The organism is Pseudomonas sp. BRM28 (assembly GCF_002939405.1).
GTDB classification, from domain to species: Bacteria; Pseudomonadota; Gammaproteobacteria; order Pseudomonadales; family Pseudomonadaceae; genus Aquipseudomonas; species Aquipseudomonas palmensis.
In genome coordinates, this window is sequence record NZ_PEFV01000001.1 from 737,395 (window position 1) to 750,942 (window position 13,548).

Here is a 13,548-nt window from a genome sequence, read left to right on the forward strand (position 1 = left end):
GGCGTACCACTGGCCCCGTGCGCCTGTTCATAGCCGTGGGAAACATTAGGAATTCTGCCCCTTTCTGTCTCGCTACTCACTGTCCGGTCCGGTTCTTCAACTGCACTCCATAAGGGTTTGGATTGCCTGCTTTTGGCACTCGGTGATTCGCATGCCGCCTTGTTCGATACGGCTGAGCCATTCGGATCCAGAGAGACCCTCCCCGCGTTTAACGCAGTGCCCATACCGGTCAATCATTTCTTTGAGCGTAGCGACCATCTCTGGGTAGGACGGGCCGCCGTCGAACCGAACGCTGAGCCAGCCCAGGCGCGAACGGCTGATCCCAAAATCACTTTCTGTGTGCCGTCCAGATCCCGCCTGCTGACCATTTCCCTGCTGGGTGTCCATTCGTTTCCACCCTTGGAGATCATTTTTGCTAGCGGAGTTGCTCATGAAGCAATCCATTTCCCATCAAATGTTCTCACAAGGAAAAGTTACTTGCGAAATTTTTTCCTCTATAACTTTGCCCTGCTGGAAAGCCATCCACAGAATTGCGTGATGAATATCGGCGCGGCTATACGCAAGGTTCGACTGGAAAAGGGGCTCACTCTGGAGGCGGTTGCTCTAGAAGCGGGGACCTACGCGGGTAATCTGTCGAAGATCGAAAGGTCGCAGCAGTTGCCATCTCTGGAGCTGCTACACAAGCTCAGCCACGCGCTAGGCACGAAAATGTCTGAGCTGTACGCTGTCGCGGAATCTGAGTCGGAAGGTGGCGAAGAGGTTGCATCTGATCAGAGCAATGAAGTGATCTTGGTGCGCCGAAATTTCCAGGTGCTCAGTCCAAAAAATCGCAGGCTCGCTATCGAGTTCTTGAAGCTGCTGGGGCAGTCACAGGACGAGGCCTGACGAATCCTCAATCTCCCCGTATCTTTCATTTCATGACCACAGAGGGTCAACGGAAAGCCTTGTGGTGGCGATCTAGCTCAACTCGTCGTTGCAAGTAGCCCGGTAGGGCAGTCGAGTGGATCAGGGGCATGATCGAGAATCGCGCCAATCAGGCTCTGGAGCATGCAAGGTTTATGTTCGCGTTGATCTGCGCTCAATGGTCGAGCAGAGCGCACTGGACGAATGTTCGCAGAAATTGGTCGGCCCTGCTGTTCATGCCCTAGACCTCGCTACAGGGCGTGCTGAATAGGCTGCTGATGATTTGCGTAATGCAGTCAGTTCGATCATTTGAAGCTGGGCAGGTATTTGGACGGCTACTAGCTGCGTGCTGCTGATGGTGGTAGCAGTGTCGATCCTGTTGGTTCTGACTTAGGGCGAAATTTCTGGCCGTGCGCCAATGCGAAAGCCAGGGGCGGGAAATTTAACCTGATCGTGTGCTGCCCCAGTAAGCGGCCCTGTGCCGATATCGGCATCAGGGCGAAAACAGCCAGTGCCGTACCCTCAAAGGGTACTAACTCTGTTCCCCGCTGACTTTGGCGGCAACTGCTGTGGCTAATACCCCTGCCGCTGCCATAAGACCCCATTTAACGACCTCACCAGCGCCATTGGTGAGACTCTCCGTGCAGCGTGGGCATAACTCATCGTCGTAGTTCTCACCGCCCTTTGCGTAGCTACTGCACCCTGGCGTTCGGCATATAAGAATTTTTTCCTGGCAGTCAGGGCATACGCAGAGGTCACGCCGGATCGAGTTCTTTTCAAGAATGTCCGGTTTCACCGTATTTTGGCAGTAGGGGCATTCACCGCTGTGTTTTGCTGTCATCGATCTGCTACTCATCCAAGTGTGTTATGAGCGGCGCTGCTTCTGTAGCTCTTTACGCTTGCGCTCAAGCTCCTTCATTTCAGCCTTTCTCTTAAGCAATTCAGCTTCAATCTTCAGTTCTTGAGGGGTCTTGTTCTTAACGCCAGCGGGTCGGCCCATGTGGTGATGCTCCAGTGAGTGAGCGCCTTTTATACGCAATAAATACGATAAATAAACTATATTTTTAAGATTTTTATGCTTTTAACGTGGGCTTCTCTGCTCAAGACCAAGACGCCGCTGCCGTTATGGCTCCGCCAATGCAGAGGCTGCGAGCTGCGGTTCTCATAGGTTCAGAGGTACCTGATGATTCTTGGGAATGGTCAAAGAGTGCGTGATGTACTGCTAGCTGCCCGTGTGAGCATCACCAACTGCTGGGGGGGACAGTAAGTGTTTCAGAATTAATCCGGCTGCGACAATTGCTACACGTCAGCAAAACTGGTACTGAGCCGTTGCGACAGGCTGCTACAAATAGACCGCCCGCAGGCATTTGTCGCGACGTCGCACGCTAGCAAATGGCTGCCGCAGCTGTCGAAAATGTCGCAGCGCCTGACTTTGAGAGCTTAGGACGATGTCCGCCCTGGATTACCTACGGCAGTCCGGCCTACTGCTGAGAGCATCGCTGGCCGGTCACGAGTCTTGCTGGAAAATTGCACCTGACTTGACCAAGCGTTTGCATCCCACTTGACCACCTGCTTGCATTCGACTTGTCCAGCGTCTTGCATCGGATGTGGCCAGCGCGTGGGTCGCAGGCCTGTTGCACCGTTTCCTACCAGCAAATTTAGGGCTGTAGCAGTTATCGCAAATGTCGCAGTATCTGACCTTGAGTATTTCGGATAATGACCGTCCTAGACCACCTAAGCCGGCTCGGCCTGATGTTGAGCGCATCGCTGGCTGCGCATACCGGCTGTCGGCGTATCACTGGCACCGTGCGCCTGTTCATAGCCGTAAGGAAACATTAGGAATTCTGCCCCTTTCTGTCTCGCTACTCACTGTCCGGTTCTTCAACTACTCTCCATAAGGGCTTGGATTGCCTGCCGTTGGCATTCGGTAATTCGCATGCCGCCTTGTTCGACCTGGACGACTGGGGCCTGGCGCCGTTTACCGCTGCGCAACGGCGCGACATGCTCGAGCTGCTGGACGACCGCTACGGCAACCGCTCGACACTGGTGACCAGCCAGATGCCGGTGGACAAATGGCATGCACTGATCGGCGACCCGACCCTTCGCTATGCGATCCTCGACCGGCTGGTGCACAACGCCTATCGGATCGAACTGAAGGGTGAATCGATGCGTAGGCGCGCAACGAAATTGACGACGACAGGGGCTTCAGACTAACAATGCAAACCTGCGTCGCTGCGCTCCGACTGCCTGGCCAAGTGGGTGTGGATCAGGTGTCCAAGTAAGTGTGGAATGAGCGTCCAAATGATCGTGGGCTGGGTGTCCAAGTGTCGTGGAATCCGCAGCATCGAATCTGACCATTGCAATGGATGCGCCTTACAGCTCGAAATGGCGTAAGAATGTATGAACATTCTTTCCAGTGTCTTTGTTAAAAATAACTTCTTCATTGCCAATCAAGCCGTCTGCGATTTTGATAGACGCTTCATTGCCTTCATCTACCACTGCTTCGATGGCAAACCCACCAGAAAGCTTGCCTTGCATCCCATTACAAAACTCGGTCAGAGCTTTAAGTGCAATAGTCTTGCCCCAATTGTTGTTACGATAATTTTGAGCAACGGCCCAGTCGATCTGCCAGGTAGTGACACCTTCTCGTACAGAGTCAAAAATGATGGTGCAACGAGCCATCACCTCATTCTGAACGGTAGGGCTGAACATAACGTAGGTGAACCGCGCAACGCCTTCAGGTTTGTCGCCATGGGCGTAGACGTCTGGATAGACTCGCCCCGGCTCAATCTTGATAGCGTTGTTCTTGATCGCTACGGCAATCTGCCGCAAACCTTCCTCTGCAAGCTCGGCTCCGGTCATTTTATTTAAAGCGTGTAGTGGTTTCGAAACCAACGCAGAGACTGGTGCTGGTCTTGTGTCGAATGGTAACGACGCATCCTTGGCCTTCTTTTTTTTTAAAAAACCAAACATGTCAAAATTCCTATGTTAAATGTATTTTAGTTAAATTAAAGAGTTCTAAAGATCGCCACGCCCCTGAATGGAATCATGTGCGTACGTCTGGTTTGGCTGATTTCAGAACTTTGGCTACTAACTGTCGAGACGTACGCCCCATTTTAGCCAGATTTCTGCTGGTCAAGGTGCACCCATCGTGCTGGTTAGATTCAATGCTCGGGAATGACTTGACCACTTCATAATCTTTTTCATCATCGAAGATTTCGTCGGCTGGTATTCGGAAATTTTGCCAAGTCAGGAGGTCTTTCTCAGAATTTCCTTAGATCGTTGCTCACCAAGGGCCTCGATATGTAGAGCCACCCCGCTGATCTGAATTATTTCTTGGTTGCTTAGGCTTGTGACGGCACATGGGGTAACTCGAGCATGAGCGAAACTCTCCATATGGCCCTTGTCGGGGGACAATGACGCCAACCTTGCAGACCGGGCACCGATCTTCTTTTATCGGCTCGCCCCGAATGCTCGAAACTTTGATAGCACCCTCCTTGACTATTTCATCGAGAAAAGGTGAGTTTTTACCCATGACGGTAAACATTGCTACGGAACGACGGGCGCGAGTTAGAGCTACGTAAAATAACCGCCGCTCTTCACTGTGCTGGTACGTGTCCCCTGCTGGCATGACAAGCCCAAGTAGGGAGTCATCACTCTTGGTGCTAGGAAAACCTCTGGATACTATGCCAGGTAGGACAACATATTCAGCCTCATCACCTTTGGAGGTGTGGACAGTCTTAAACTTAACATCCAGAAGATTTCCGAAATCATGTTGCCAGTATTCAGGAATGTACTGCCTGTCATTTCTGTAGCGGCCTAGGATGAATACAGTAACTTTTCCACCTTTACCTAGTGGTACTGTACCCTCAGTCAAGCGTGCATGTAGGTCTGAAAGGTAGTGATTGATGCCCCCTTGAATCTCGTTCCTGTTAGGGACTTGAAACGCCTGAATCGGAACATCCAAAGCGGGCGTCACTGAGGTGACTCGTTTGGACAACTGCGACGGGTTTTTGGAGACGAACCGGCTCGAGACGTCACAGATCTCTTGAGGGCAGCGAAATGTGGTCTCAAGTCGGTAGATCTGACCGTGCCCGAACCACTCCCGGAAGCCGGTCATTACAGATATGTCTGCACCTGCAAAGCGGTTAATAGACTGCCAGTCGTCACCAACTGCAAAAAGATGCCGGCCTGGCTCGTTTACCAATGCCCGACACAGGCGCGCACGAGCTCGAGATGCATCCTGGTACTCGTCCGCCATTACCAAGTTGTAGTGAGAAGGATGACCTCGCTCTAACACGTCAGCAGCCATATTGATCATGTCCTCAAAGTCGATTCCCCTCTCTGAGGACAAGGCCATGTTCCAGCCGTTAAGCACTGGAATTGCTAACTTCAGAAAAGCCTCGTATCTATATCTGAAGGCGTCAGTCGGCAGGTCTTCGAGGCGCTCATAAAGTGTATCTAAGGTAAGGCTATTGCTCTTGAAATGAGTGATGAACGTTCTGATCAGTTTGGCTAGGTCGGCGTGCTCCATTGGCACAAGCCCCCTAGCAGGGATCGGACGATCTGGATTTGGATCAAGAACCAAGCCTCGAGCGGTCAGCTCATTGGACAGGTGCTTGAATATCTCGCCGCTGTACAACTGATAGGAGGTCGTTTCCATGAGTGATGTGCCCATTTTTTGATGGGTCTCACGCTTCCATTCCACACCCTCAACATAGCCTTTGAAATGCTCTGGTGCTTTGCCGGATGCGTCTAAGGCAAAGTGCTCGTGGTAGAGGTTGACTTCAGGGTAGAAGAAGTCTGGAAAATATTGACGGTGTGTGACGGTGGCGGTGTCATGCTCGTAAGAGCGTTCGTACTGATACTTGACACCGTTGTAGAAGAGCCAGTTAGCGATGATACGCTCCTCTTGGCTCGCCACATGGTCTCCGTTCAGAGAAACAAGACGACCTTGTCCTGCCTTGTCCCAGGCCTCGAATAATTGATCCTCTCCGGCTGCCGGGATGTCTCGCCCCAATACCAGTCTGAACAGATCCCACTCAGCTCTGAATTCTTCTGACTGATCCTTGAGGTCATCGATAATGGTTACGAGCTTCTGAAGGCCTAGGACATTCTCCACGGCCCATTCAGGCACATGGGGCTTGCGCCCTGTCGCTTCGGCAATGATTGATAGCCCCAGAGAGTGGAAGGTCTTGGCCTCGATCTGTACTTCTTCGATATCAACACGCTTCAGCGATAGTGCAACTCGCGCCTGAAGCTCTTCTGCAGCAGATTTGTTGAAAGCCAGCATCACGATAGAACTGGGGAAGACCAATTTTCGGTGCAGGGCATAAACTGCCTTGGCCACCATCGTCGAGGTTTTTCCCGAGCCTGCGGAGGCGATGACTTGAACGCGGTTATCAAAGCAGATCACTGCCCGCGACTGTTCGTCGGTAAGAGGTTTGTTTTCCACCCCTGCCAACAGAGCCTTGCAGGCCTCAAGCTCCTGAAGCATGTGAGTGTCGTTTCGCCGCGCCCAGGCCGCAGGCCAGTCACACATCCAGCTCTCCAGATCGCGCTCAACGGTCGTGTCGGCATCCGGCAACGAAGACTGAATCTCTGAGGTCTGGAATAGCTCGTTTAACGCTTTATCGTCAATATTTAGATCCGGCTTAGCTGCTAGCAACTCTTGCTGCATCTCATGAGTCAACCACAAGTATTTCGAATCAACCTTTTGCACATACTCGGCGACAGTGTTCAGCCAGATTCGAATGGACGAGTAGTACTCTTGAAAGCGCTGCCGGCGAGTGACTGTGAGGAGCCGACCTATTTCGTCACGTAGTAGAGATTCCTTTGAGTTAGGTAAGCCGTCCACGCGGAGTGTGCGACCTTGGCGGATAGTAATATCTGTCCACAGCAGTCCACGGGTTATCTCTACCGTAGGAAGATTTTCAGGCTGAACCTCGACAACATTGTCGCCAACTCTCAAAAAAAGCTGGTCGCCCTCGACGTATAGACGCCACTGCTCAGTTTTTGTTAGCAACCGCCCCCAAGCGGATGCTCGCCATTCCGTCGCCATCCTGATTCCACGAGCGAAAAAAATCCAGTGTACCTCAAGACGTCCTACGTTCCTTGGCGAAACGGCCTACACACGAGGTGGCTTGAGTGAATCGGATTGTGATGCAAAAGCGAAGATCCGTCCGGCCAACACCTCCTCCTGACGTAGCCGCCGCCCCTCGATATAAAAATGAGGAGGAACGATCACGTAGCGACAGAATGGGGGAATAAGTGGGGGAATAAATTGATGGTTTTGAGTAAGGCCGCGTATTACGTACCTTTCAGGCATTAAAAAGCCGGCTTGTGACCGGCTTCTCGGGGACAGTCTTGGCTGACTTTTGGTAAGCCGCAACCGCCTTCAAATCGTGATCCGGCGCTGGGGCCGGGGGTGGCGGGGGCAGTGTGTGCCGCGCCACGCCCTCAGGATGCAAGGCTGCAACCGGGGCTTGAGTGCGGCACAGCATACTGGGAATGGATCGCAATGCCCAGCAAAAAAACCGCTGCAACCGCTTTAGCGCGGGCGATCATCCCGCAGGTGAGCCCACCAGAACACCCACCCCAGCACCTCCAGACCCTGGTTGCGGATTTGCGACAGGCTGTAGGTTTCGCTCGGAAATTCGTCACCGTCATGGCTGTGCAGACGCAACGCGCCATTGGCCCGTTCGCTCAAGGTGTGCACCCGCAAGCGCCCGTTGTGCAGCAGCGCGTATATCTCGCCCTCGATCACGCGGGTCAGGCTGCGGTCTATCGCCAAGGTCGCGCCGTACTGCAGCAAGGGGTTCATGTTGTAGTCGGGCATGCTCACGCAAAGCGCCTGCGCAGCATCGACCCCGAGGTTGTCCAGCGCACAGCGCGGCAAACGCAGGTGGCGGCCAGGGATTTCGGCAAACTGCCGGGGCTGCGCATGGTAGAAGGGCAGCAGCACGTCCTGCTCGCCATGCGCAGCGAACAGGCTGTGGTCCGGGGCCTGCTGCTCCTGCTCGCCACGGTTGCGGCTGACCCGCGGCAGCGGGTTGTGGTGCTTGGGGCCCTCGCCGGTGCGCAGCCAGCGAGGGCGTACGCACAGCAGCTCGGCAATCTCGTCCAGACGCGCCATGGGCACGCCGCGCTGGAACCAGTTGTTCACATGCTGCGGCGTCACCCCGCGCTGGGCGGCAAAGTCGGAAGCGGTCAGGTTGCACTCGCGCAGGAGCGCTTTCAAACGATCACCAGATGTATTCATGGTGATTGAGTTTAGTGAGGGAAAAGAAGGGTTTATATAAACATTGGGTTGAAGTGTTTCGCGGGCAAAAGCGGGGGTATTACAGGGGGTTCTGTTGGTGTTGTAGGAATAATCGGACGCTGTTGGTTCAAGCAGCGAGCCGCAGATGCAAAAAAGCCCCGCAATCGCGGGGCTTTTCCTCAAGCGCAGTGCTTAGCCCTTGTAGGCTGCCACCGACTTGGTGATCTCGGCACGGGCCGCTTCTGCGTCACCCCAGCCGTCGATCTTGACCCACTTGCCTTTCTCCAGATCCTTGTAGTTCTCGAAGAAGTGCTTGATCTGCTCCAGCAGCAGTGCCGGCAGGTCGGTGTACTCTTTGACGTCGACGTACAGCTGCGACAGCTTGTCGTGCGGTACGGCGATGACCTTGGCGTCGCCGCCGCCGTCGTCGGTCATGTGCAGGATGCCGACCGGGCGAGCACGGATCACCGAACCTGGGGCTACCGGGTACGGGGTCACCACCAGCACGTCCAGCGGATCACCGTCGTCAGCCAGGGTGTTGGGGATGAAGCCGTAGTTGGCCGGGTAGAACATCGGGGTGGCCATGAAGCGGTCCACGAACAGGCAATCGCTGTCCTTGTCGATCTCGTACTTGATCGGTGCGTGGTTGGCTGGAATCTCGATGGCGACGTAGATGTCGTTCGGCAGGTCTTTGCCAGCCGGAATCTTGCTGTAGCTCATTGGGCATTGCCCCCATGTTTGGCCAAAAATTGGTCGCGATTATAGGCACATTCCGTAACGCTTGCCACGCCCGGCCAGATGCCCGGCCTGGTCAATTAGTCGTGTGCTGGTAGTGCGGATGGCTACGTTGCAGCTGTTGCAGGCGGGCCAGCGGATCCTGGCGGTAGAACGCGCTCAGTTGCGCGTAAACCGCGGGGTAGGCCTGCATCAGCAGGTCCGGGGCACTGAAGAAGTACTCGCTGGTCACGGCGAAGAATTCGGCCGGGTTTTCCGCTGCGTAGGGGTCGATGGCCGTTTCGGCATCGGGGTTGCGGTCAAGCTGGCGGTTGAGATCGTCGTAGGCCTGCTGCATGGCCTGCGCCCAGTCCGCCACGCGCATGCTGTCATGCAGCGGCGGCAGGCCATTGGCATCGCCGTTGAGCATGTCGAGCTTGTGCGCCAGCTCGTGAATCACCAGGTTGTAGCCTTCCCAGCCACCGCTGGCCAGCACCCCGGGCCAGGCCAGGATCACCGGGCCCTGCTGCCAGGCCTCGCCACTGTGTTCGCCATCCCATTCATGCTCCACACCGCTGGCATCACGGTGGCGCTGGGGGCTGACGAAGTCATCGGGGTACAGCACGATTTCATGGAAGCCCTGGTACCAGTTCAGATCGCCCAGGTGCAGCAGCGGCAGTTGCGCCTGGGCCGCCAGGTGCAGGCGCTGCTCGGCACCGGCGTCGACGCCGGGCAGGGTGGTGAGGTGCTTTTGCTGCAGGAACAGGATGCAGGCTTCACGCAACCAGTGATCTTCTTCGTCGCTGATGCCGTCGAGCATCGGCAGGCCCTCGCGTACCCGCTGCCACTGCTGCGGCTCGATCGGGTAGCGGGCCAGGGTACGACGGCGCCGCCAGGCGCTCAGGCTCCACATGTGCGCGGGTTACTGGGCCTTGGCCTGGCCACGGCCCATGCGGCTGCGCACCAGGCCGATGATCATCGGCACCAGCGACAGCAGGATGATCGCCACGATCATCAGCGACAGGTTGGACTTGATGAACGGCACGTTGCCGAAGAAGTAGCCCAGCGTCACCAGGCCGCACACCCACAGGATGGTGCCGGCGACGCTGAACATCAGAAAACGCGGATAGACCATTTTTGCCAGGCCCGCGACGAAAGGCGCGAAGGTGCGCAGGATCGGCAGGAAGCGCGCCAGGGTGACGGTCTTGCCGCCATGGCGTTCGTAGAAGTCGTGGGTCTGCTGCAGGTAGTCGCGGCGGAAGATCTTCGAGTCGGGGTTGCGGAACAGGCGTTCCCCGGCCGTTCGCCCGATCACGTAGTTGGTGCTGTCGCCCAGGATGGCTGCCGCCATCAGCAGACCGCACAGCAGTACCGGGTCCATGCCGCCGCCGGCGGCCACGGCACCGGCGATGAACAGCAGCGAATCGCCCGGCAGGAACGGCATGACGACCAGGCCGGTCTCGCAGAAGATCACCAGGAACAGGATGGCGTAGATCCACGGACCGTAATTGTTGACCAGCAAATCGAGGTAGGTATCGAGATGCAGAATGAGGTCCAGCGGGTTGAAATCCATGTACGGCACCTTGTTCAAGACCCGGCTCTACGGGCATGCGAGGACTGGCAGTGCGAAGTGTGTAGCCGTTACCCGGGGTAAGGGTAAAATTTCACACAAATTGAAAGGCCGCATTATACGGGCATGGCGTGATTATGGCGGAGCAGTTTGTAGCGGCGGATTTCTGGGCCCCGGCGCAGCGGGGCTGCCATGCAGCCCATCGCCAGCAAGGCTGGCGCCTACATGGCCAGTGCGCAGACCTGTGGAAGCCGGCTTTGCTGACGAAGGATGCCCGTCAGTCGGAATGGATCGGGAGGATATAGCTCTTGAACTCGGTATCTGCCTTGAACCCCATCGACTCGTAGGTCTTCATTGCCACCTCGTTGTCGCTGCTGGTCGAGGCACGCAGGCGCACGGCGTTGGTGTCCTTGGCCAGTTTCTTCGCCTCGCGCATCAGGTTGTCGGCCACCAGCATGCGCCGCGAGTCTTCGGCCACATAGATGTCGTTGAGTATCCATACGCGCTTGAGCGACAGCGACGAAAAGCTCGGATACAGCTGGCAGAAACCCATCAGCTTGTTGTCATCGTCGTCCGGCAGCGCCAGGTAGATGATCGACTCGTCGCGCTCCAGGCGTTTTTCCAGAAACGAGCGCGAAGAGTCCGGATAGGGCAATTGCCCATAGAACTCGCGGTATTTGACGAACAGAGGGGCGAGCAGATCCAGATGCTCAAGAGTTGCTTTGATAATTCGCATAAGCAGGCCTCGGGTCCATGGGGAGTGGCGGCGAACCTCGGGCAGCCGTCACCCCAGATGCTGCCTAAAGCGCGAAAAAAGCGCAATCCGCTAAAAAGTGGTCAGTTCTCAATCATTGCCGAGTAAGAAGTTTCCATTTTTAGGGGTGTCGGCGTCTGATTCCAGGGTCTGGACCTGGGCTTCATCCTTCAGGTTGACCCCCGAGAGCTGCCGACGGCAGGCCTCGCGCATCAGGTACAGCAGGCGGTGGGCGGCCATGCCGTAGCTCAGCCCCTCCAGGCGTACGTTGGAAATGCAGTTGCGGTAGGCGTCGGTGAGGCCGACCCTGGGGCTGTAGGTGAAATACAGGCCCAGGCTGTCGGGGGAGCTCAGGCCCGGACGTTCGCCGATCAGGATCACGGTCATTTTCGCGCCCAGCAATTCGCCGACTTCATCGGCCACCGCCACCCGGCCCTGCTCCACCAGCACCACCGGGGCGGTGGACCATCCCTCGGCATCGATGTGCTCCTGCAGACGGTTGAGAAACGGCAGCGTGTGCCGGTGCACCGCCAGGGCCGAGAGGCCGTCGGCCACGATGATCGCCAGGTCGACCCCGCCCGGGTTGGCCTGGGCGTGCTCGCGCAGTTGCCGGGCCGATTCCTCATGCAGGCGCCGCCCCAGGTCCGGGCGTTGCAGGTAGCTGTGGCGGTCGCTGGCGGCGCTGTGCAAGAGGATGCTGTCGCGCCCGCGTTCGCTCAGCTGTTCGCGCAGGCCCGCATGGTCGAATGCCAGGTGCACGGCATCGCGGGCCTGGGCGTGGGCGCACTGGAAGTCCAGCTGTGCGCGGGTCGGCAGGCTGGTACCGGTGCGCCCCAGGGCGATGCGCGCCGGGGTCAGGCGGCGCAGGTCGAGCCAGGGGTTGTCGCTGTTGTCGTGCTGCGTGGGTTGCTTGTCCATGGCTCGCTTATCCCAGTTGCGCCAGCGCCTGGCGGAAGGCCGGTGGCAGGTTGTCGCCAAACCGCACCCGGCCATCGGCCTGGGTGAAGATGCCCATGCGCGCCAGCCACGCCTCGAACTCCGGGGCCGGTTTCAGGCCCAGGGTCTGGCGTGCGTACAGCGCGTCGTGGAACGAGGTGGTCTGGTAGTTGAGCATGATGTCGTCGGAGCCGGGGATGCCCATGATGAAGTTGATCCCGGCCACCCCCAGCAGCGTCAGCAGCGTGTCCATGTCGTCCTGGTCGGCCTCGGCATGGTTGGTGTAGCAGATATCGCAGCCCATCGGCACGCCCAGCAGCTTGCCGCAGAAGTGGTCTTCCAGGCCGGCGCGGATGATCTGCTTGCCGTTGTACAGGTACTCCGGGCCGATGAAGCCGACCACGGTGTTGACCAGAAACGGCTTGAAATGCCGTGCCACGGCATAGGCCCGGGTTTCGCAGGTCTGCTGGTCGACGCCATGGTGCGCGTTGGCCGATAGCGCGCTGCCCTGGCCGGTCTCGAAGTACATCAGGTTCTGCCCGAGGGTACCGCGGTTCAGGCTCAGGCCGGCGTCGTAGCCTTCCTGCAACAGGTTGAGGTTGATGCCGAAACTGGCGTTGGCCGCCTCGGTGCCGGCAATGGACTGGAACACCAGGTCCAGCGGTACGCCGCGGTTGACGGCCTCGATCGAGGTGGTGACGTGGGTCAGCACACAGGCCTGGGTGGGGATGTCGTAGCGCTGGATGATCGCGTCGAGCATCTCCAGCAGGGCACAGATCGAGGCGATACTGTCGGTGGCCGGGTTGATGCCGATCATTGCGTCGCCGTTGCCGTACAGCAGGCCGTCGAGAATGCTCGCGGCGATGCCGGCCGGCTCATCCGTGGGGTGGTTGGGCTGCAGGCGGGTGGACAGGCGCCCGCGCAGGCCCAGGGTGCCGCGAAAGCGCGTGACCACGCGGATCTTCTGCGCCACCAGCACCAGGTCCTGCACGCGCATGATCTTCGAGACCGCAGCGGCCATTTCCGGGGTCAGCCCCGGTGCCAGGGCGCGCAGGCTGTCTTCGTCGGCCTGCTCGCTCAGCAGCCAGTCGCGCAGCCCGCCCACGGTCAGGTGGCTGACGGCGGCAAAGGCTTGTTTGTCGTGGGTGTCGATGATCAGGCGGGTGACTTCGTCGTCTTCGTAAGGGATCAGCGCCTCGCTGAGGAAGTGACTGAGCGGGATATCGGCCAGCGCCATCTGCGCGGCCACCCGTTCGGCGTCGTTGCCGGCCGCCACCCCGGCGAGAAAGTCGCCGGAGCGGGCCGGGCTGGCCTTGGCCATGACGTCCTTGAGGCTGTCGAAGCGGTAGGTCTGGGTGCCCACCGTGTGTACAAAACTGCTCATACGCAATCTCCATGGCGCCGCAGGCC

The 13,548-nt window shown here is 57.5% G+C and carries 11 protein-coding genes and 1 pseudogene; 2 read left to right on the plus strand and 10 right to left on the minus strand.

Going from position 1 to position 13,548, the window contains the following annotated elements; translation table 11 throughout:
* Positions 1 to 132: 132 nt before the first annotated feature.
* Positions 133 to 885 carry a helix-turn-helix domain-containing protein gene (locus CR917_RS27590; protein ID WP_256589613.1) on the plus strand — a complete coding sequence of 251 codons (753 nt, stop codon included), beginning with the start codon at positions 133 to 135 and terminating at the stop codon, positions 883 to 885.
* Between the two features lie 883 nt (positions 886 to 1,768).
* Here CR917_RS27590 and CR917_RS27595 read toward each other — a convergent pair.
* On the minus strand, positions 1,769 to 1,903 hold the full coding sequence (locus tag CR917_RS27595) for a hypothetical protein (RefSeq protein WP_256589614.1): 135 nt from the start codon (positions 1,901 to 1,903) through the stop codon (positions 1,769 to 1,771).
* 944 nt (positions 1,904 to 2,847) lie between these two features.
* On the opposite strand from CR917_RS27595, the pseudogene CR917_RS03525 reads away from it, so the two are divergent.
* Positions 2,848 to 3,117 (plus strand): annotated as a pseudogene (locus CR917_RS03525) (ATP-binding protein); the annotation flags it as partial.
* Positions 3,118 to 3,276: 159 nt separating this feature from the next.
* On the opposite strand, the gene CR917_RS03530 reads toward CR917_RS03525, so the two are convergent.
* The 9 genes from CR917_RS03530 to CR917_RS03570 form a co-directional block, all read right to left on the minus strand.
* On the minus strand, positions 3,277 to 3,876 hold the full coding sequence (locus CR917_RS03530; protein WP_146094978.1) for a hypothetical protein: 600 nt from the start codon (positions 3,874 to 3,876) through the stop codon (positions 3,277 to 3,279).
* A gap of 313 nt (positions 3,877 to 4,189) precedes the next feature.
* Positions 4,190 to 6,964 (minus strand): UvrD-helicase domain-containing protein, encoded by a 2,775-nt coding sequence (locus CR917_RS03535; protein WP_104571890.1) that lies wholly within the window; start codon positions 6,962 to 6,964, stop codon positions 4,190 to 4,192.
* Positions 6,965 to 7,453: 489 nt separating this feature from the next.
* Entirely contained in the window at positions 7,454 to 8,164 is a 711-nt protein-coding gene (locus tag CR917_RS03540) for an XRE family transcriptional regulator (RefSeq protein WP_043863927.1), read from the minus strand.
* A 192-nt stretch (positions 8,165 to 8,356) separates the two neighbouring features.
* Positions 8,357 to 8,884 (minus strand): inorganic diphosphatase, encoded by a 528-nt coding sequence (gene ppa / locus CR917_RS03545; protein ID WP_043863926.1) that lies wholly within the window; start codon positions 8,882 to 8,884, stop codon positions 8,357 to 8,359.
* 91 nt (positions 8,885 to 8,975) lie between these two features.
* Positions 8,976 to 9,791: a zinc-dependent peptidase gene (locus tag CR917_RS03550; protein WP_104571891.1), complete on the minus strand. Its 816-nt coding sequence runs from the start codon at positions 9,789 to 9,791 to the stop codon at positions 8,976 to 8,978.
* Positions 9,792 to 9,800: 9 nt separating this feature from the next.
* Complete coding sequence (locus CR917_RS03555) at positions 9,801 to 10,451, minus strand: DedA family protein (protein WP_043863945.1); 651 nt, start codon at positions 10,449 to 10,451, stop codon at positions 9,801 to 9,803.
* Positions 10,452 to 10,725: 274 nt separating this feature from the next.
* Positions 10,726 to 11,184: a GNAT family N-acetyltransferase gene (locus CR917_RS03560; protein WP_043863924.1), complete on the minus strand. Its 459-nt coding sequence runs from the start codon at positions 11,182 to 11,184 to the stop codon at positions 10,726 to 10,728.
* Positions 11,185 to 11,292: 108 nt separating this feature from the next.
* Entirely contained in the window at positions 11,293 to 12,120 is an 828-nt protein-coding gene (eutC, locus tag CR917_RS03565; RefSeq protein ID WP_054916334.1) for an ethanolamine ammonia-lyase subunit EutC, read from the minus strand.
* A gap of 7 nt (positions 12,121 to 12,127) precedes the next feature.
* Complete coding sequence (locus tag CR917_RS03570) at positions 12,128 to 13,522, minus strand: ethanolamine ammonia-lyase subunit EutB (RefSeq protein WP_054916335.1); 1,395 nt, start codon at positions 13,520 to 13,522, stop codon at positions 12,128 to 12,130.
* Positions 13,523 to 13,548 lie beyond the last annotated feature (26 nt).